The 19694-nt window shown below is 70.4% G+C and carries 17 protein-coding genes and 2 pseudogenes; 14 read left to right on the top strand and 5 right to left on the bottom strand.

Translation table 11 applies throughout. The features are described 5' to 3' along the window. Nucleotide 1 precedes the first annotated feature (1 nt). Nucleotides 2-679: a response regulator gene (locus SXIM_RS05365; RefSeq protein WP_030734551.1), complete on the top strand. Its 678-nt coding sequence runs from the start codon at nt 2-4 to the stop codon at nt 677-679. Between the two features lie 48 nt (nt 680-727). Here SXIM_RS05365 and nadA read toward each other — a convergent pair whose 3' ends face one another. Next, complete coding sequence (gene nadA / locus SXIM_RS05360) at nt 728-1918, bottom strand: quinolinate synthase NadA (protein ID WP_030734549.1); 1191 nt, start codon at nt 1916-1918, stop codon at nt 728-730. A 244-nt stretch (nt 1919-2162) separates the two neighbouring features. On the opposite strand from nadA, the gene SXIM_RS05355 reads away from it, so the two are divergent. Beyond that, nucleotides 2163-2516 carry a HesB/IscA family protein gene (locus SXIM_RS05355; RefSeq protein WP_030734546.1) on the top strand — a complete coding sequence of 118 codons (354 nt, stop codon included), beginning with the start codon at nt 2163-2165 and terminating at the stop codon, nt 2514-2516. A gap of 90 nt (nt 2517-2606) precedes the next feature. Here SXIM_RS05355 and SXIM_RS05350 read toward each other — a convergent pair whose 3' ends face one another. Beyond that, complete coding sequence (locus tag SXIM_RS05350; RefSeq protein ID WP_046723101.1) at nt 2607-4187, bottom strand: hypothetical protein; 1581 nt, start codon at nt 4185-4187, stop codon at nt 2607-2609. Between the two features lie 117 nt (nt 4188-4304). Between SXIM_RS05350 and SXIM_RS05345 the strand changes: the two genes are divergently transcribed. Further along, nucleotides 4305-5279 carry a carbohydrate kinase family protein gene (locus SXIM_RS05345; protein WP_030734540.1) on the top strand — a complete coding sequence of 325 codons (975 nt, stop codon included), beginning with the start codon at nt 4305-4307 and terminating at the stop codon, nt 5277-5279. Between the two features lie 140 nt (nt 5280-5419). Here the strand turns inward: SXIM_RS05345 and SXIM_RS05340 are convergent, their stop codons facing one another. Then, complete coding sequence (locus SXIM_RS05340; protein ID WP_030734537.1) at nt 5420-6811, bottom strand: cysteine desulfurase/sulfurtransferase TusA family protein; 1392 nt, start codon at nt 6809-6811, stop codon at nt 5420-5422. A gap of 290 nt (nt 6812-7101) precedes the next feature. Between SXIM_RS05340 and ctaC the strand changes: the two genes are divergently transcribed. The 4 genes from ctaC to SXIM_RS05320 all read left to right on the top strand — a co-directional run bounded on the left by ctaC (nt 7102) and on the right by SXIM_RS05320 (nt 11669). Then, nucleotides 7102-8079: an aa3-type cytochrome oxidase subunit II gene (gene ctaC, locus SXIM_RS05335; RefSeq protein WP_030734534.1), complete on the top strand. Its 978-nt coding sequence runs from the start codon at nt 7102-7104 to the stop codon at nt 8077-8079. Then, nucleotides 8076-9833: an aa3-type cytochrome oxidase subunit I gene (gene ctaD / locus SXIM_RS05330; RefSeq protein ID WP_046723099.1), complete on the top strand. Its 1758-nt coding sequence runs from the start codon at nt 8076-8078 to the stop codon at nt 9831-9833. Before ctaC ends, ctaD begins: the two co-directional genes overlap by 4 nt. Further along, nucleotides 9830-10228, top strand: a complete 399-nt coding sequence (locus tag SXIM_RS05325) for a cytochrome c oxidase subunit 4 (RefSeq protein WP_030734529.1) — start codon at nt 9830-9832, stop codon at nt 10226-10228. Before ctaD ends, SXIM_RS05325 begins: the two co-directional genes overlap by 4 nt. A 151-nt stretch (nt 10229-10379) precedes the next feature. After that, a complete protein-coding gene (locus SXIM_RS05320; RefSeq protein ID WP_046723097.1) occupies nt 10380-11669 on the top strand; it encodes a L,D-transpeptidase in 1290 nt (429 codons plus the stop codon). 85 nt (nt 11670-11754) lie between these two features. Here SXIM_RS05320 and SXIM_RS05315 read toward each other — a convergent pair whose 3' ends face one another. Then, nucleotides 11755-12156: a response regulator transcription factor gene (locus SXIM_RS05315; protein ID WP_030734524.1), complete on the bottom strand. Its 402-nt coding sequence runs from the start codon at nt 12154-12156 to the stop codon at nt 11755-11757. Nucleotides 12157-12325: 169 nt separating this feature from the next. Here SXIM_RS05315 and ctaE point away from each other — a divergent pair, with 169 nt between their 5' ends. The 7 genes and pseudogenes from ctaE to SXIM_RS05280 form a co-directional block, all read left to right on the top strand. Continuing rightward, nucleotides 12326-12943, top strand: a complete 618-nt coding sequence (gene ctaE, locus SXIM_RS05310) for an aa3-type cytochrome oxidase subunit III (RefSeq protein ID WP_030734513.1) — start codon at nt 12326-12328, stop codon at nt 12941-12943. A 75-nt stretch (nt 12944-13018) separates the two neighbouring features. Continuing rightward, complete coding sequence (gene qcrC / locus SXIM_RS05305; RefSeq protein ID WP_030734511.1) at nt 13019-13828, top strand: cytochrome bc1 complex diheme cytochrome c subunit; 810 nt, start codon at nt 13019-13021, stop codon at nt 13826-13828. Further along, complete coding sequence (qcrA, locus tag SXIM_RS05300) at nt 13825-14901, top strand: cytochrome bc1 complex Rieske iron-sulfur subunit (protein ID WP_046723095.1); 1077 nt, start codon at nt 13825-13827, stop codon at nt 14899-14901. Before qcrC ends, qcrA begins: the two co-directional genes overlap by 4 nt. Continuing rightward, nucleotides 14898-16553: a cytochrome bc1 complex cytochrome b subunit gene (gene qcrB, locus SXIM_RS05295; protein WP_030734507.1), complete on the top strand. Its 1656-nt coding sequence runs from the start codon at nt 14898-14900 to the stop codon at nt 16551-16553. The genes qcrA and qcrB overlap by 4 nt, the downstream gene beginning before the upstream one ends. Before the next feature lie 120 nt (nt 16554-16673). Next, entirely contained in the window at nt 16674-17738 is a 1065-nt protein-coding gene (gene trpD / locus SXIM_RS05290) for an anthranilate phosphoribosyltransferase (RefSeq protein ID WP_030734505.1), read from the top strand. A gap of 96 nt (nt 17739-17834) precedes the next feature. Next, nucleotides 17835-18700, top strand: a pseudogene (locus SXIM_RS05285) (ABC transporter ATP-binding protein). Nucleotides 18701-18733: 33 nt separating this feature from the next. Further along, nucleotides 18734-19270, top strand: a pseudogene (locus SXIM_RS05280) (ABC transporter permease); the annotation flags it as partial. Nucleotides 19271-19303: 33 nt separating this feature from the next. On the opposite strand, the gene SXIM_RS05275 reads toward SXIM_RS05280, so the two are convergent. After that, nucleotides 19304-19585 carry an Lrp/AsnC ligand binding domain-containing protein gene (locus tag SXIM_RS05275; RefSeq protein ID WP_030734501.1) on the bottom strand — a complete coding sequence of 94 codons (282 nt, stop codon included), beginning with the start codon at nt 19583-19585 and terminating at the stop codon, nt 19304-19306. Nucleotides 19586-19694: the final 109 nt, after the last annotated feature.

The following is a 19694-nucleotide window of genomic DNA, read 5'->3' as shown; positions in this document are numbered from 1 at the left end:
CATGATCCGGGTGATCCTGGCCGATGACCAGGCGCTGCTGCGCAGCGCGTTCCGGGTGCTGGTGGAGTCGGAGCCCGACATGACGGTCACCGGTGAGGCGTCGGACGGCGCCGCGGCGCTGGCACTGGTGCGTGAGCGGGGCGCCGATGTGGTGCTGATGGACATCCGGATGCCCGGGCTCGACGGGCTCGCCGCGACCCGGGAGATCAGCGCCGACCCGGCGCTGAGCGCGGTGCGGGTGGTCATTCTGACCACCTTCGAGTCGGACGACTACGTGGTGGAGTCGCTGCGGGCCGGCGCCTCCGGGTTCCTGGGCAAGGGTGCCGAGCCGGGCGAGCTGCTGTCGGCGATCCGGCTGGTGGCGGCCGGGGAGGCGCTGCTGTCACCGGCCGCGACGCGCTCGCTGATCACCCGCTTCCTGGCCACCGGGGACCACGGCGCGGCGGGTGGTGGCGCGGCGGCCGACCTCCAGGTGCTGACGGCCCGCGAGCGCGAGGTGCTGGTGGAGGTGGCGGGCGGGCTGTCCAACGACGAGATCGCGGCCCGCTTCGAGGTGAGCCCGCTGACGGTGAAGACCCACATCAACCGGCTGCTGACCAAGCTGGCGGCCCGGGACCGGGCCCAGCTGGTGATGACCGCGTACGAGACGGGTCTGGTGCGGCCCCGCTTCCCCGGCTGAGGGCCGGGCACGGGGGCCCCGTGCGGGGCCCCCGTGGTGTCGTGCGGGTCAGGGCAGGGCGAGCATCTGCTCCAGGGCCAGCTTGGCGTACTTCTCGGTCTGCGGGTCGACCGTGATGCGGTTGACGGTGCGCCCCTCGGCCAGCGCCTCCAGCGTCCACACCAGGTGGGGCAGGTCGATGCGGTTCATGGTGGAGCAGAAGCAGACGGTCCGGTCGAGGAACACGATCTCCTTGCCCTCGGCGGCGTAACGATTCGCCAGCCGGCGGACCAGGTTCAGCTCGGTGCCGATCGCCCACTTGGAGCCGGCCGGGGCCGCGTCCAGGGTGTTGATGATGTACTCGGTCGATCCGACGTAGTCGGCGGCGGCGACCACCTCGTGCCGGCACTCGGGGTGCACCAGGACGTTGACGCCGGGGACCCGGGCCCGGACGTCCTCCACCGACTCCAGCGAGAACCGGCCGTGCACCGAGCAGTGGCCGCGCCACAGGATCATCTTCGCGTCGCGCAGCTGCTGGGCGGTGAGCCCGCCGTTCGGCTTGTGCGGGTTGTAGAGGACGCAGTCCTCCAGGGACAGGCCCAGGTCGCGCACGGCGGTGTTGCGGCCCAGGTGCTGGTCGGGGAGGAAGAGCACCTTCTCGCCCTGCCCGAAGGCCCAGCGCAGGGCGCGCTCGGCGTTGGAGGAGGTGCAGATGGTGCCGCCGTGCCGGCCGGTGAAGGCCTTGATGTCGGCGGAGGAGTTCATGTACGAGACGGGCACGGTCCGCTCGGCGACCCCGGCCTCGGTGAGGACGTCCCAGGCCTCGGCCACCTGCTCGGCGGTGGCCATGTCGGCCATCGAGCAGCCGGCGGCCAGGTCGGGCAGGATGACCCGCTGGTCGTCGGTGGTGAGGATGTCGGCGGACTCGGCCATGAAGTGCACGCCGCAGAAGACGATGTACTCGGCGTCGGGGCGGGCTGCGGCGTCACGGGCGAGCTTGAAGGAGTCGCCGGTGACATCGGCGAACTGGATGACCTCGTCGCGCTGGTAGTGGTGGCCCAGGACGAAGACGCGCTCGCCCAGCCGCTCCTTGGCGGCGCGGGCCCGGGCGACCAGGTCGGGGTCCGAGGGGGAGGGGAGGTCGCCGGGGCAGTCCACGCCGCGCTCGCTGGCGGCGTCGGCCTCGCGGCCCAGCAGCAGCAGGGCCAGGGGAGAGGGCTGGACATCCAGGGGATCGGCGGTGCTCGGGGCGGTGTTCACGGCCACCCAACCCTTTCCGGCGCGTCCACGCCTTTTCGTCTATCTGACGTTATGGATGATAGCCGCTTCGCGTCAGTTTGACGACGCTGAAAGCGTCAATGTGACGCATCCCCGGTTTCGGGTCCTCGGGGGTGTGCGAGCATGGGAAGAAGGGAAAAACACCCGCCCAGAACCGGAATGATTCCGTAGGGCTTTCTGTTGGAGCAGCCGGCAGAGGATTCCGTACTACCCGGGAGAGAAGCAGATGTCCGTATCGGACCAGACCGTTGTGAGCGACGGCATCATCCTTTCCGACGCGGCCGCGGCCAAGGTCAAGAGCCTGCTGGAGCAGGAAGGCCGGGAAGACCTCGCACTGCGCGTGGCGGTCCAGCCGGGTGGCTGCTCCGGGCTGCGCTACCAGCTCTTCTTCGACGAGCGCTCGCTCGACGGCGATGTCGTCAAGGACTTCGACGGCGTCAAGGTCGTCACCGACCGGATGAGCGCCCCGTACCTGGGCGGCGCCTCCATCGACTTCGTCGACACCATCGAGAAGCAGGGCTTCACCATCGACAACCCCAACGCCACCGGCTCCTGCGCCTGCGGCGACTCCTTCAACTGAGTCGCACACACCAGCACGCGCGCGAAGGGCGGCGGCCCCCTGATGGGGCCGCCGCCCTTCGCCGTGCCACGGCCTGTGGTGCGCCGCCGCTCAGCTCACCGGGATCTCCTGACCCCACTCGTCGACCAGCGTCCGGTCGCCGATGGGGGAGTCCAGCGTCAGCTCACCGGTCTGCTCCTCGGCCACCAGGATGCACGCGTCGTACGGATCACCCGGCACCTCCTCGACCAGCACCCGCACCTCGTCCGCCGACTCCTCGGCGACCAGGCGGTACTCGGCGCACACCCCGGTCCAGTAGGTCAGGTCGAGCGCGGTGTCCTGCGGGTCGTAGGACTCGACGGAGGTCCCGGTGTACCCGGGCTCCTCCCCGCCGTCCGAGCCACCGGTCGTGCCGCCGTCCCCGGGGTACGCCGGCTCGGCCGACCCGGCGGAGGAGCCGGAGTCGGGGTACGAGCCGTCCGGGATCCCGTCGAACTCCACCGCCGGGTACTGGAGGGTGCTGCCGAACCCGTCGCCGCCGCTCAGGGTGTAGGACCAGCCCGGCACCAGCGTGGACGGGGTGAAGTCGTTCTCCTGCCACAGCATCAGGACCTGCTCGGCGCCGGTCACCTCCAGCTGTTCGACGACCGGCTCGGGCAGCTCGATCGGCTCCGGCAGCGGCACCGGCTTGCACTCCGCGACCGTCGCCCCGGCGGACTCGCCCTCCGGGTCGCCGTCGATGTGCGGCATCTCCTCGGGCAGCAGTGTCGGACAGTCGGCGAAGCCGGGCTCCATCCGGGCCAGCGGGCCCGCCTCGGCCGCGTTGCGTGCGTCCAGCGTCTCCTGGGCGCTCAGCATCTCCCGCTCCCGCTCCGCCACCGGCTCGCCGACCGATCCGGAGGCGGAGACGATCGCGCCCTGCGACGACACCGTGATCTCGGTCTCCAGACCGTGGGCCCGCAGACCGTCCACCATGCGGGGGAACAGCAGCGTGCGGTTCCCGTCGTGGCGATCCAGCTCCTCCACCGGCGCGTCCGTCAGCCCCAGCAGGTCGAGCAGCGGTGCGGCGGCCGCCAGCGCCTCCTCCCTGGACGGTGCGGGCCCCACGGGCTCCGCCGGCACTCCCTCGCTGCTCACGATGGTGTGCGGGTCATCCGGATCGCTGGGCTCCACCGTCGTGTACGCGTCGACCCCGGATTCGGCCGAGTAGAACCACTGACCCGTCTCCCTGGTCGCCGAGAGATAGGAGCCGTTCGCGTCCGGCCCGGCGGCGTGCCACCAGTGGCCGTCGCTGAGCCTGGGCTCCCCCTCCACCCCGAGCGCCGCGGCCAGTTCGGCCACCCGCTCCTCGTCGATCCCCTCCGCGAATCCGTACACCGCCGCGCTCCCCGGGCCCTGCGGCAGCGGCCCGGTGGCCACCAGCTCCGATCCCCAGTACCCGCCCGGCCAGTCGGCGACCCCTTCTCCCGCGGTGCGCGACCCGGGATCGCTCCACTCCGGTTCCAGGGCTCCCTCCCACTCCCCGCCCCCGCCCTCGCCGCCGCCGAGCACCGCCTGCGCGCCGAAGAGGCCGCCCGTCAGCAGGGCGACGCCCAGGGCTCCCGCGGTGACGGTCAGCCAGCGCGGGCGTTCCCTGCGGGGTGGCTCCTGCGCCGGGGTGAGCACTTCTGTCTCGTCCGACTCTTCCGTCACGGCCAAGCTCCTTCCATGGGCTCTTACCACTGGGACGGAACGACCCCGCGCCGGGTTCCTGGGGCCACCGGTAGCCTGGTCGGGCCGATATCCGTGCCTCCCCGGGAGCAGTCCACCGTGCGCATCGCCGTCTCCGGCTCCATCGCCCATGACCATCTGATGACCTTCCCCGGTCGGTTCGCCGACCAGTTGGTGGGGGATCAGCTGCACACCGTCTCGCTCTCCTTCCTCGTCGACGCCCTGGAGGTGCGCCGCGGCGGGGTCGGCGCCAACATCTGCTTCGGGATGGGGCAGCTCGGCGCCCGCCCAATCCTGGTGGGCGCGGCCGGCGAGGACTTCGAGGAGTACCGGGCCTGGCTGGACCGGCACGGCGTGGACACCTCCGCCGTACGGATCTCCGAGGTGCTGCACACCGCCCGTTTCGTGTGCACGACGGACGCCGACCACAACCAGATCGGCTCCTTCTACACCGGCGCCATGAGCGAGGCCCGGCTGATCGAGCTGGCGGCGGTGGCCGCCCGCGTCGGTGACCTGGACCTGGTGCACATCGGGGCCGATGACCCCGAGGCGATGATGCGCCACACCGAGGAGTGCCGCACCCGGGGCATCCCCTTCGCCGCCGACTACTCGCAGCAGCTGGCGCGGATGGACGGCGAGGACATCAAGAACCTCACCGAGGGCGCCGCCTACCTCTTCAACAACGAGTACGAGAAGGCCCTCATCGAGACCAAGACCGGCTGGTCGGCCGAGGAGGTGCTCAGCAAGGTCGGCACCCAGGTCACCACGCTGGGCGCGCGCGGGGTGCGGATCGACCGGGCGGGCCAGGAGACGATCTTCGTCGGCTGCGCCCAGGAGGAGTCGAAGACCGACCCGACCGGCGTCGGCGACGCCTTCCGCGCCGGGTTCCTGGCCGGGCTGGCCTGGGGCGCCTCGCTGGAGCGTTCCGCCCAGGTGGGCTGCATGCTGGCCACGCTGGTGATCGAGACGGTCGGCACCCAGGAGTACACGCTGCGCCGGGGCGCCTTCATGGAGCGCTTCACCAAGGCGTACGGCGCGGACGCGGCGGCCGAGGTCCGCGAGCACCTGCTCTAGGGAGCCTCCGGGCTCCGGTGCCGCCTGCGCTGCTCCCGCACCTCACCCGAGGTGGCGGGAGGGGCGCCCCCGGAGCGGGCCGTCCGGGTGATTTCCCCGGCGCGATGTTCCGGCGCGGCCAGATGCCGTGCCCCGGCCGTTCACTCCGCCCGGCGGACCCGGTACGCGGTGGCGCCCGCGTCCGCTTCGCTCTCGCCCAGATAGTCGTGGTGGTGGGTGTGGCACCAGGCGGGGATGTCCAGACGGGCGGCCTCGTCGTCGGACAGGACGGTGACCACCGCGCCCACCGGCACGGTGCCGATCACCGCCGCCAGCTCGATCACCGGGACCGGGCAGCGCTTGCCGAGCGCGTCCACCGTCACCCCGTCCGGGCCGCTCGCCACCACCACCGGCTCGGCGTCCGGCACCAGCTGGGCACGGACGGAGCCGACCGCCTCGGGGAGGGTGGCCAGGAAACGGTTCACCTCCCCGCGGCTGGTCCCCGGCGGCAGCGAGACCCGCACGTTGCCCTCCGAGAGCACGCCCATCGCCCGCAGGACATGGCTGGGCGTGAGCGTCGAGGAGGTGCACGAGGAGCCGGAGGAGACCGCGAAGCCGGCCCGGTCCAGGGCGTGCAGCAGCGCCTCGCCGTCCGCGTAGAGGCAGGAGAAGGTGACCAGGTGCGGCAGCCGCCGCACCGGGTCGCCCACCACCTCGGTGTCGGGGACGAGTTCCGGCACCCGGTCCCTGATCCGGTCCACCAGGGCGGTCAGCCGCTCCGCCTCGGCCGCGGCCTCCTGGTGGACCGCGCGCAGCGAGGCCGCCGCCGCCACGATCGCCGGGATGTTCTCGAAGCCGGCCGCCCGGCCGCGTTCGCGCTCGTCGGCGGGCGGCGGGGGAGCGAACCGTACGCCCTTGCGCACCACGAGCAGCCCCACCCCGGCCGGGCCGCCCCACTTGTGCGCGCTGGCCGCCAGCAGCGACCAGTCGCCGGGCACCGGACCCCAGGGCAGCGACTGGGCCGCGTCCACCAGCAGCGGGACCCCGGCCGCCCAGCACAGCTCGGCCGCCTCCGCGACCGGCTGGGCGGTGCCCACCTCGTGGTTGGCGGACTGGAGGCAGACCAGCGCTGCCGGGTCGCCGTCGCCCAGCGCCTGCCGCAGGGCGTCGGTGCGCAGCCGTCCGGTGCGCTCGACCGGCAGTTCGGTGACGGTGCCGCCCGCCGCCTCGTGCGTCCCTGCGGCGTGCAGTACGGCCGAGTGCTCGACCGCCGACACCAGCAGCCGCCGGCTCACCCGGCGGCGGCCGGCCAGTGCGCCCGCGATGCCGGTGTGCAGCGCACGGGTACCCGAAGGGGTGAACGTCAGTTCGTCGGGGCGGCAGCCGACCGCTTCCGCCGCCGACTCGCGCGCCGCGTCCAGCAGCATCCTGGCCCGGCGGCCCTCACGGTGCGGGCGGCCTGGGTCGGCCCACCCGTCGTCGAGCGCGGCCAGCAGGGCCTGCCGGGCGACCGGGTGCAGAGGGAGGGAGGAGGCGGCATCGAAGTAGGACACCCCCTGAACGTAGCGCCCCCGCGTCAACCCGGTGCCCGCGGCCACCCGGTATCGAACCCCTGTGCCCGACGCGCTCGCACGGCGTCAGAAGGGGGCGCTGAGCGGGGACTCGGCGGGTGGGGGAACCGGCGCGCCGGGTTGGGCACCCTCCCCGCACGACCTCAAATAGCGTCCAGTAGGGTTTGCACCGCATAAACATCCAAACCCCTGCCCGTGTCAGGGCCGGTGCCCCCGCCCCGGGCGAAGGCAGTGGCCGTATACCGCGGGCGAGACTCTCGGGAAGGCGCTACGTGAGTCCCAACGGCTCCGACCGCTCGTCGCGGCGCCCGGTGCGGCGGATCCTGCCGCAGGCGTTGCTCGCGGGCTTGGTCCTGGCGACCGCGACAGGTTGCACATCCGAGGACTTCCCCCGTCTCGGTATGCCCACTCCGGTGACGGAGGAGGCGCCGCGCATTCTGTCCCTGTGGCAGGGCTCGTGGGCCGCCGCTCTGGTGACGGGCGTACTGGTGTGGGGGCTGATCCTGTGGAGTGTCTTCTTCCACCGCCGGTCCAGGACCAAGGTGGAAGTGCCGCCGCAGAACCGGTACAACCTGCCCATCGAGGCGCTGTACACCCTGGTTCCGCTGGTGATCGTCTCGGTCCTCTTCTACTTCACCGCACGTGACCAGACCAAGCTCCTGGAGACCTCGGACCAGCCGGACCACGTGATCAACGTGGTCGGTTTCCAGTGGAGCTGGGCCTTCAACTACCTGGAGCCGGTCGGACATCTGTCCGAGGAGACCGAGACCCAGAAGTTCGCCCAGAACGCTCCCGAGCTGGCGTCCATCCCCGACCGCTTCATGGAGGCCGTCCCGGAGAACGCGGACGGGGTCTACACCGTGGGCGCGCTGGACGACCGCGACCCGGACACCGGCAACCCCGGGCCCACCCTGTGGCTGCCCGAGGGCGAGACGGTTCAGTTCATCATCACGTCGCGGGACGTCAACCACTCCTTCTGGGTGGTTCCGTTCCTCATGAAGCAGGACGCGATCCCCGGGCACACCAACCGCTTCGAGGTGACCCCGAACAAGCAGGGCACCTTCATGGGCAAGTGCGCCGAGCTGTGCGGCGAGGCCCATGCCCGGATGCTCTTCAACGTGAAGGTCGTCTCCCCCGAGGAGTACCAGCAGCACCTCCAGGATCTGGCTGCCCAGGGTCAGACGGGCTTCATCCCGGCGGGCATCGAGCAGACGGAAGCCGCCACTAACGCGGAGACGAACCAGCCGTGACAATCCTTGACACCCCACAGGAGGCCGGCGCCGCGAAGGCAGTGCCGCCGGTGCGCCGGAAAGAGCCCGGCAATATTGTGATCAAGTGGCTCACCACCACGGATCACAAGACGATCGGCAATATGTATCTGCTGACGTCGTTCATCTTCTTCATCATCGGCGGCGTCATGGCGCTCATCATGCGCGCCGAGCTGGCCAGGCCGGGTCTGCAGCTGGTCTCCAAGGAGCAGTTCAACCAGCTGTTCACCATGCACGGCACGGTGATGCTGCTGCTCTTCGCGACCCCGCTGTTCGCCGGGTTCGCGAACTGGATCATGCCGCTGCAGATCGGCGCGCCCGATGTGGCGTTCCCGCGGCTGAACATGCTGGCGTACTGGCTGTACCTCTTCGGCGGTCTGCTGGTGATCGCGGGCTTCTTCACCCCGCAGGGCGCCGCGAGCTTCGGCTGGTTCGCCTACTCACCGCTGTCCGACGCGGTCCGCTCGCCGGGCGTGGGCGCCGACATGTGGGTGATGGGGCTGGCCTTCTCCGGCTTCGGCACCATCCTGGGCGCGGTCAACTTCATCACCACCATCATCTGCATGCGCGCCCCCGGCATGACGATGTTCCGGATGCCGATCTTCACCTGGAACGTCCTGCTCACCGGTGTGCTCGTGCTGCTGGCCTTCCCCGTGCTGGCCGCCGCGCTGTTCGCGCTGGCCGCCGACCGGGTGTTCGGGGCACAAATCTTCAATCCGGCCAACGGCGGCTCGATTCTGTGGCAACACCTCTTCTGGTTCTTCGGCCATCCAGAGGTGTACATCATCGCGCTGCCGTTCTTCGGCATCATCTCGGAGATCATCCCGGTCTTCAGCCGCAAGCCGATCTTCGGTTACATCGGTCTGGTCATCGCGACCATTTCCATCGCCGGTCTGTCGGTGACGGTGTGGGCGCACCACATGTACGTGACGGGAGCGGTACTCCTACCGTTCTTCTCGTTCATGACCTTCCTGATCGCGGTACCGACCGGTGTGAAGTTCTTCAACTGGATCGGCACCATGTGGAAGGGGTCACTGAGTTTCGAGACCCCGATGCTGTGGTCGATCGGCTTCCTGGTCACGTTCCTCTTCGGTGGTCTGACCGGTGTCATCCTGGCCTCGCCGCCGCTGGACTTCCATGTCTCGGACACCTACTTCGTGGTGGCGCACTTCCACTACGTGGTGTTCGGCACCGTGGTCTTCGCGATGTTCGCCGGCTTCCATTTCTGGTGGCCGAAGTGGACCGGCAAGATGCTGGACGAGCGTCTCGGCAAGATCACCTTCTGGACGCTGTTCATCGGCTTCCACGGCACCTTCCTGGTCCAGCACTGGCTGGGCACCGAGGGCATGGTGCGGCGGTACGCGGACTATCTGGCCGCGGACGGCTTCACCGCGCTGAACACCATCTCCACCATCAGCTCGTTCCTGCTGGGCATGTCGATGCTGCCGTTCTTCTACAACGTCTGGAAGACGTGGAAGTACGGGAAGCCGGTCAACGCCGACGACCCGTGGGGCTACGGCCGCTCGCTGGAGTGGGCGACCTCCTCCCCGCCGCCGCGGCACAACTTCGTCACCCTGCCGAAGATCCGCTCCGAATCGCCGGCGTTCGACCTGCACCACCCGGAGCTGGCCGTGCTGGACGCGCTGGAGAACACCGATCCCCGCACCGCGGTGACCGGTGGGACCGAGAGCAAGCCGACCGAGGGCCGCACCGAGTCCGAGGGAGACGCCAAGTGAAGATCCAGGGTTACCTCTTCAGCGGCATCGCCCTGTTCATGCTGGGCGCGGCCATCGTCTACGGACTGTGGTCCAAGGAGCCGGTGGGCACCACCGCCCTGTTCCTGTCCTTCTCGCTGGCCGCGATGATCGGGTTCTACCTGGTCTTCACGGCCCGCCGGGTGGACACCGGGGCGCAGGACCGCAAGGACGCCGACATCGCGGACGACGCGGGGGAGCTCGGCTTCTTCGCGCCGCACAGCTGGGCGCCGCTGGTGCTGGCGCTCGGTGGTCTGACCGCCTTCATGGGGCCGGTGTTCGGCTGGTGGCTGGCGTTCTTCACCGCGCCGCTGCTGCTCGTCGGTCTGTGGCTGTGGGTCTTCGAGTTCTACCGGGGCGAGAACCAGAACCAGTAGCCGCGACGTCCCGCGCACGTACCGCCGCCGGCCCCCGGGGAAGCCTCCCCGGGGGCCGGCGGCGTGCCGGGGAGAGGCGACGCGACCGGTGGGTCCCCCGAATGCGGGAACTCCGCGCGCCCTGTCGGAGTATTATTCGTATTTTGTGACCATGGGTCACGAAAGAGGCATCTCGGACAGCGCGCCCATCAGGGCGGTCGCATCCCGCCGGACGGCGCTCAGCTGCGCCCTGATACTCGCCCCGCTGATGGTCTGGGTCACCGCGTGCAGCGATGCCTCCAGATCCCTCACGGGCAAGCCCTACGACGCCACGGAACAGCTCTCCTTCGGCCCCGCCGGGGACAGCGACGCCGCCGTCAACCCCGACGAGCCACTGAAGATCACCAGCAAGGACACCGACGGCCGGATCACGGACGTGGTGGCCACCGACGCGATCGGCCGCACCGTCACCGGACAGCTGTCCGAGGACGGCAGCAGCTGGCACAGCACCAGCCCGCTGGCGGCCGGGGCCAGCTACACCATTCAGGTGAGCACCGAGAACGACGGCCGCCCGGGGCGCGGCACCCACACCTTCAGCACCGGCGACTCGGACGCCTCCCCCCTCGACGTCGAACTGGGCCCCACCGCGGGCACCTACGGGGTCGGTCAGCCGCTCACCGCGGAGCTCAGCGAGGAGGTCGCCGACCCGGCCGAACGCCTCCTGGTGGAGAGCGCCCTCACGGTCGCCTCCGAGCCCCAGGTGGAGGGCTCGTGGCACTGGGTGGACGACACCCTGCTGCACTACCGGCCCAAGGAGTACTGGCCGGCCGGGGCCAGCGTCACGGTCAGCTCCCAGCTCGCCGGACTGCACATCAGGGACGGACTGCGCGGCGGTGCCGGGCAGGAACTCCAGCTCACCATCGGCGACCGCGTGGAGGCCGTGGCCGACATCAGCGGCCACCACATGACCGTCTCCCGCAACGGCGAGGTCCTGCGCACCCTGCCCATCACCACCGGAAAAGTGGGATTCGCCACCCGCGACGGCAAGAAGGTCGTCCTCGGCCAGGAGCAGAACGTCCGGATGACCGGCACCAGCATCGGCATCCCGGCCGGCAGCTCCGAGTCGTACGACCTCGATGTCTCCTGGGCCACCCGGCTCACCTGGAGCGGCGAGTACGTGCACGCCGCGCCCTGGTCGGTGGGCTCCCAGGGCAACTCCAACGTCAGCCACGGGTGTACCGGAATGAGTGACGCCGACGCCCGCTGGTTCTTCGAAACCGTGCGCCAGGGCGACATCGTCGAACACATCAACGGATACGGCGAGGACATGGCGCCCTTCGGCAACGGCTTCGGCGACTGGAACCTGTCCTGGGACGAGTGGCTGGCGGGCAGCGCGCTCCACCAGGCGCCCGACCCGGCCGGCGCCTCCGGCAGCCCCAGCCGGCTCGCCCCGGCGCTCTGAGAGCCCGCCAGAGCTCCTGGGAGCCGCCCTGTGGCCCCGGCCCCGTCCAGTGACCGGCCGGGGCCTCAGCCAGGGCTCTCCCGGCTCAGGCGACGGCAGGCAGCCGCGAGCGCAGCAGTTCCGCCAGGGCGGCCGCCAGCTGGACCGGGTCCACCGGGTGCGGTACGGCCGACTCCGCCCGGCTCCAGGTCGCCAGCCAGGCGTCCTGGGGCCGTCCGATCAGCAGCAGCACGGGCGGGCAGTCGAAGATCTCGTCCTTGATCTGCCGGCACACGCCCATGCCGCCCGCCGGGACGGCCTCGCCGTCCAGCACGCACACATCGATGCCGCCGCGCTCCAGTTCGGACAGCACGGCGGGCAGGGTGGCGCACTCCACATACTCCACCGCCGGGGCGTCCGAGGCGGGGCGGCGGCCGGCCGCCAGACGTACCTGTTCGCGGGTGTTCGCGTCGTCGCTGTAGACCAGCACCGTTGCGGTCCGCTGCATCGTTCCTCCGCGTGAATGGACGGGTAGCGTGGCCCGGATGCTACTCCGTCGGCACCGCCCGGCGGCAGGGGTCGTCAACCTCGGAGTGGCCCCGCGTCGTCCCAGGACATACCGCTTGGACACACCGAATGGCACCCCCCGGCTAAGCGCCGGATAAGCGACCGACATAATGTCCGGCGTGGCGACAGCAACAGCAGTAGAAACCGGGCGCGCACACCCCTCGGTCAACAGGCCGAATGTCACCAGCGTCGGAACCGTCATCTGGCTGAGTTCCGAGCTGATGTTCTTCGCGGCGCTCTTCGCGATGTACTTCACCCTGCGATCGGTGATGGGAGCGGACTTCTGGACGGATAAGGCGGATACCCTCAACGTCCCCTTCGCCCTGGGCAACACCTCGATCCTGGTGCTCTCTTCCCTGTTCTGCCAGCTCGGCGTCTTCGCCGCCGAGCGCGGCGACGTGAAGAAGCTGCGCCTGTGGTTCGTGGTCACCTTCGTCATGGGCGCGGTCTTCATCGGCGGCCAGGTGACGGAGTATGTGGAACTGGTGCACGAGGGCGTCACGCTGTCCTCCGACCCGTACGGGTCCGCCTTCTACCTCACCACCGGCTTCCACGGCCTCCACGTGGTGGGCGGACTGATCGCCTTCCTGCTGGTCCTGGGACGGACCTACGCGGCGCGGCGGTTCACCCACGAGCAGGCCACGTCGGCCATCGTCGTGTCCTACTACTGGCACTTCGTGGATGTCGTCTGGATCGGCCTCTTCGCCACGATCTACCTGATCAAGTAGCCGGTCGCCGCACCGGACGCGCTCCGACGCACACCTCAAGCACCGACGCAGCAGATCCTGACACCGGGGTAATCCGTGAAAAAGCTCTCCGCACGACGGCGCCATCCGCTGGCTGCGCTCGTCGTCCTTATCTTCGCGCTGGCGGTCACCGGGGGGCTGTACGCCGTACTGGCGCCCTCGGGTGAGGCCCAGGCCGAGGAAACGGCCCAGACCCTCGCCATCGAGGAAGGCAAGGCGCTCTACTCCGTGGGCTGCTCCAGCTGCCACGGCAACGAGGGCCAGGGCGGCACCGGTGGACCCTCTCTGGTGGGTGTCGGTGCCGCTTCCGTCGACTTCCAGGTGGGCACCGGCCGGATGCCCATGGCGCAGCCGGGCCCGCAGGCCGAACGCAAGCCCACCGTCTACAACCAGGCCGAGATCGACCAGCTCGCCGCGTACATCGCCTCCCTGGGCCCCGGCCCGGCCGTGCCGGAGTCCGACGCGTACGACCCCGCCCAGGGTGACCCGGCGCGCGGTGGCGAACTGTTCCGCACCAACTGCTCGCAGTGCCACAACTACACCGGTCAGGGCGGTGCGCTGACGCACGGCAAGTTCGCCCCCAACCTGGCGGACGTGAACCCGCGTCACCTGTACGAAGCCATGCTGACCGGCCCGCAGAACATGCCCTCCTTCCCCGACGGGGTGCTCCCCGAGGACGCCAAGCGCGACATCATCGCCTGGCTGGACGCGACCAACACCTCCGAGTCGCCCAACCCCGGCGGTCTGAGCCTGGGCGGATACGGCCCGGTGGGTGAGGGCTTCTTCGCCTGGACCATCGGCATCGGCATGCTGATCGCCGTGGCCGTGTGGATCGCCGCCCGCAGCGCGAAGGCGAAGAAGTCATGAGCAATCCCGACGACAACGACTCCCGGAACTCCCACAACAACGTGTCTGACGAACACCTGCCGAGCGAGCAGGAGCGTGGCGCGGTGGCCCCGGCGGACGATCCGTTCGCCGACCCCGGACTGCCGCCGCACGAACACCGCAGGCAGGACATCGACGAGCGGGCCGCCAAACGGTCCGAGCGCACCGTGGCCCTGCTGTTCACGGTGTCCATGCTGTCCACCATCGGCTTCATCGCCTCCTACGTGGCGATCCCGATCGACAAGATCGTCTACATCTGGCCCTTCGGTCACATCAGCGGGCTCAACTTCGCCCTCGGTCTGACCCTGGGTGTCGCCCTCTTCTGCATCGGCGCGGGCGCGGTCCACTGGGCCCGCACGCTGATGTCCGACGAGGAGATGAGCGACGAGCGACACCCGATCGAGGCCACGCCCGAGGTCAAGGCCCAGGTCCTGGCGGACTTCGCCCAGGGCACCAAGGAGTCGCAGTTCGGCCGGCGCAAGCTGGTGCGGACCACGCTCTTCGGCGCGCTGGCGCTGGTACCGCTCTCCGGAGTGGTGCTGCTGCGCGACCTCGGCCCGCTGCCCGGCACCAAGCTGCGCCACACCATGTGGAAGCCCGGCTCGCTGATCATCAACGAGAACACGATGCAGCCGCTGCGGCCCGAGGACATCACGCTCGGTTCGCTGACCCAGGCCATGCCGGAGGGTCTCGACCCGCACGACCACAACTTCCAGGTCGAGATCGCCAAGGCCGCGGTCATGCTGGTCCGCCTGGAGCCGGACGACATCAAGGACCCGAAGTCGGCCGAGTGGGGCCACGAGGGCATCCTGTGCTTCTCCAAGATCTGCACGCACATCGGTTGCCCGGCCACCCTGTACGAGCAGCAGACCCATCACGCGCTGTGCCCCTGCCACCAGTCGACGTTCGACCTCGCCGACGGGGCCCGGGTGCTGTTCGGTCCCGCGGGCCACCCGCTGCCGCAGCTGCGTATCAAGGTGAACGACGACGGTTACCTCGAAGCCCTCGGTGACTTCGAGGAGCCGCCCGGCCCGAGCTTCTGGGAGCGCGGATGAGTACGGCAACCAAGAACGCCGAGGCTCCCGAGGCACCGTCCTCGCGGGGCAAGGCGCCCGCCGGCGAGCGCATCGCCGACTGGGCGGACGGCCGGGTGGGGATCTACTCCCTCGCCAAGGCCAACATGCGCAAGATCTTCCCGGACCACTGGTCCTTCCTGCTGGGTGAGATCTGCCTCTACGCCTTCATCATCCTCATCGCGACCGGTGTCTATCTGACGCTGTTCTTCGTGCCGAGCATGGCGGAGGTCGAGTACCACGGCTCCTACGCGCCCATGAACGGGCTGCTGATGTCCGAGGCGTACGCCTCGACGCTCGACATCAGCTTCGAGGTCCGCGGTGGTCTGCTCGTGCGGCAGATCCACCACTGGGCCGCGCTGATCTTCGTGGTCGGCATCTTCATGCACATGATGCGGGTGTTCTTCACCGGTGCCTTCCGCAAGCCGCGTGAGGTCAACTGGGTCTTCGGCTTCCTGCTCTTCGTGCTGGCGATCCTCACCGGTCTGACGGGCTACTCGCTCCCCGACGACCTGCTCTCCGGTGTCGGTATCCGCTTCTCCGAGGGCGCGATGCTCGCCGTCCCGGTGGTCGGCTCCTACATCCAGATGTTCGTCTTCGGCGGGGAGTTCCCCGGCACGGACATCATCCCGAGGTTCTTCGTCGCGCACGTGCTGCTGCTGCCCGGCATCATGGCGGCGCTGGTGGTGGCCCACCTCATCCTGATCGTGTTCCACAAGCACACCCACTACGCCGGGCCCGGCCGCCGCAACACCAACGTGGTCGGTTTCCCGCTGTTCCCGGTGTACATGGCCAAGGCCGGCGGGTTCTTCTTCCTGGTCTTCGGTGTGATCGCGATCATCGCCGCGACCACGACGATCAACGGGGTGTGGGTGCTCGGTCCGTACCGGCCGGACCAGATCACCTCCAACGCGCAACCGGACTGGTATCTGGGCTTCTCCGAGGGCCTGGTGCGTCTGATGCCGGGCTGGGAGTGGGTGATCCCGGGCGGGTACACGCTGAACTTCGGTCTGCTGGTGCCGCTGGCGGTCTTCCCGCTGATGCTGATCATCATCGCGGTGTACCCGTTCTTCGAGAGCTGGGTCACCAAGGACCGGCGCGAGCACCACATCGCGGAGCGGCCGCGCAACGCGCCGACCCGTACCGCGTTCGGTGTGGCGTGGATCAGCTGGTACCTGGTCGCCCTGGTGGCCGGTGGCAACGACGTGATCGCGCTGAAGTTCGGGCTGTCGATCAACACCATCACCTGGGTCTGCCGGGTCGCGTTCTTCGTCCTGCCGGTGCTCGTCTTCTGGGCCACCCGCCGGGTGTGCCTGGGCCTGCAGCGCCGGGACAAGGAGAAGGTGCTGCACGGCCGGGAGACCGGTGTGATCAAGCGGCTGCCGCACGGCGAGTTTATCGAGGTGCACGAGCCGCTGGACCGCGAGCAGCTGCACACGCTCACCGCGCACGACCAGTACAAGCCGGCCGAACTGCCGCCTGCGACGGACGAGAACGGGGTCCGGAACAAGGTCGGCGTCATCGAGCGGATGCGGGTCAAGGTCAGCCGCGGCTACTTCGGCGAGAGCGGTCAGGTCACCAAGCCGACCGCCGAGGAGTACCGCGAGATCACCGAGGGGCACGGCCACCACTGAGCCGCGTTCCGCGCTGACGGGTCAGAGCCCCGGTCCGATCTTCGGACCGGGGCTCTTGCCATGTCGCGGGCAGGTTAGGCTGCCCCGCAGAAGATCCCCGGATCCCCCCAGAGGTGAGCCATGAGCACTGTGCCCCCCGTCGGCGACGACGCCGCGGCGGCCCGCGCCTGGCCGGACATCCTCACCGCCCTCATCGCCGGAACCGACCTCTCCACCGGGGACACCGCCTGGGCGATGGACCGCATCATGCGCGGCGAGGCCACCGACGCGCAGATCGCCGGATTCGCGGTAGCGCTGCGCGCCAAGGGCGAGACGGTCGGCGAGATCGCCGGCCTCGTCCGGGCCATGTACGCGCACGCCCGGCTGATCGAGGTCCCCGGCCCGGCCGTGGACATCGTGGGCACCGGCGGCGACCGGGCCAAGACCGTCAACATCTCCACCATGTCCGCCATCGTGGTGGCCGGCACCGGCGCCAAGGTCGTCAAGCACGGCAACCGGGCGGCCTCCAGCGCCAGCGGCGCCTCCGACGTCCTGGAGAAGCTGGGCGTCAACCTCACGCTGCCTCCCGAGCGGGTCGCCGAAGTGGCGCAGGAGGCGGGCATCACCTTCTGCTTCGCCGCCAACTTCCACCCCGCGCTGCGCCATGTGGCGGGCGCCCGGCGCGAGCTGGGGGTGGCGACCCCGTTCAACTTCCTGGGGCCGCTGACCAACCCGGCCCGGGTCCGGGCCCAGGCCACCGGCGTGGCCGACGCCCGGATGGCCCCGATCATGGCCGGAGTGCTGGCCGAACGGGGCAGCTCGGCGCTGATCTTCCGCGGCGACGACGGCCTGGACGAGCTGACCACCACGGCCACCTCCACCGTGTGGGTGGTCCGGGACGGGGCGGTGCGCCAGGAGACCTTCGACCCGCGCGAGGTGGGTCTGGAGCTGGTGCCGGTGTCCGCGCTGCGCGGCGCCGACGCCTCGTACAACGCGGACGTGGCGCGCCGGCTGCTGGCCGGTGAGCCGGGCCCGGTACGCGACGCGGTCCTGCTGAACTCGGCCGCCGCGCTGGTGGCGCTCGCTCCCTCGGACGCCCCGCTGGCCGAGCAGATCGCGGCGGGCATGACCCGGGCGGCGGCCTCCGTCGACACCGGCGCCGCCCGCGAGACCCTGGAGCGCTGGGTGAGCGCGACCCACCGCTGACCGCTCCTGTCCCCGGACTCCGTCCGGCAGGTGCCCCCTGGCCCGGGTGGCCGCCGGCCCGTGCGGCGTGGCGGCCACCGGTGCAGGATGGGCGGTATGTCCGATGATGGCGAAGGGGCCGACGCGGTCGTCTGTGCCGGGCTTCGCTACGCCTTCGACGGAACCGGAGCCGTCGACGGAGTCGACCTGACGGTCCGTACCGGCGAGGTCTTCGGCCTGCTGGGCCTGGGGGTACCTCCCGGACGAAGTCTGGGGGAGGAGCGGGCAAGACCACCGCGATCCGCACCATCACCACCCTGCTGCCGGTGCCCTCCGGCATGGTCCGGGTCTTCGGCCGGGACGCCGCCCGGCAGAAGATGGCCGTCCGCCGGCTGCTCGGCTACGTGCCGCAGGCGCTGTCGGCGGACGCCGACCTCACCGGGCGGGAGAACGTCAGCCTCTTCGCCCGGGTGTACGACGTGGACCGCCGCGAACGCGCCGCCCGGGTGGCGGCGGCCCTCACCGCGGTCGGACTCACCGAGACCGCCGACCGGCGGGCCGCCACGTACTCGGGCGGCATGATCCGCCGCCTCGAACTCGCCCAGGCGCTGGTCAGCGGGCCACGGCTGCTGGTCCTCGACGAGCCCACCATCGGGCTGGACCCGATCGCGCGCACCAGCGTGTGGCGGCGCATCGACGAGGTCCGGGCCGCCACCGGGATGACCGTCCTGGTCACCACCCACTACATGGACGGGGCCGAACAGCACTGCGACCGCGTCGCCCTGATGCACCGGGGCACCATCCGGGCCCTCGGCACCCCGCGTGAGCTGCGCGAACAGGTCGCCGGGGAGCGCGGCGCCAAGGCCCCGCCCTCCCTGGAGGACGTCTTCCGCCACTACGCGGGGGACACCTTCGAGGACGAGGGAACGGAGGGCTACCGCGATGTCAGAAGCACCCGGCGCGCCGCCTCCCGGGGAGGCTGACCTCGGCCCGCTGCTCACCCCGCCCCGGGCCCCTTCTACGGCATCACGATCATCTGGGAGCGGGACGCCGGGGTGCTGACGAAACTCATGGTCACCCCGACGCCGCGGGCCGCGCTGGTGATGGGCAAGGCATTCGCGGCCGGGGTGAAGGCGCTGATCCAGGCGGTGGTGGTGATCGTCATCGCCACGCTGCTCGGCGTGTCGTTCCTGTGGAACCCGCTGCGCCTGCTGGGGGTGGTGGTGGTCGTGGTGCTCGGCTCGGTGTTCTTTTCCTGCCTGTCCATGACCATCGCCGGCATCGTCCTCACCAGGGACCGGCTCCTGGGCATCGGACAGGCCATCACCATGCCGCTGTTCTTCGCCTCGAACGCCCTCTACCCGGTGGAGCTGATGCCCGGCTGGCTGCGGGCGGTCGCCGCCGTCAACCCGCTGAGCCATCAGGTGGACGCCCTGCGCGGCCTGCTGATCGGCACCTCCGACCGGCTGCTGCTGGATCTGGGCGTCCTGGTCCTGTCGGCGGCCCTGGCCGTCACCGCCGCCTCGCTGCTGCTGCCGCGCCTGGCGCGCTGAACGCCGGGCGGGCTCCGTCCCGGCGGCGCCGCTTCAGGCGTCGAGGCCGATCGCGAAGGCCGCCTCCAGGTCGTGCTGGGAGTAGGCGCGGAACGCGATGTGGGTTTCGGTCGACTCCACGCCGGGAACCTTGCTGATCCTGCCGGGGATCACGTCCGCCAGGTCGTCGTGGCGGGGGACGCGGACGATGGCGATCAGGTCGTGCGCGCCGGTCACCGAGTACACCTCGCTGACCCCCTCCAGGGCCGCGATCGCCTCCGCGATCTCCGGGATGCGGTCCACGCTGGTCTTGATGAGCACGATGGAGGTGATCACGGCTTGGCCTTCCCTGGACGCCGGTCGCGGTACGCCGCTCACCTTAGCCCGCGCGCCCCCGTCGTCCGCCGGACGGGCGATCCCCGGCGCTTGAGCACACGGGCCAGTA

The sequence above is a fragment of the Streptomyces xiamenensis genome (assembly GCF_000993785.3).
In the GTDB taxonomy this organism is placed as follows: domain Bacteria; phylum Actinomycetota; class Actinomycetes; order Streptomycetales; family Streptomycetaceae; genus Streptomyces; species Streptomyces xiamenensis.
This window is presented reverse-complemented; position numbering and strand designations above follow the sequence as displayed.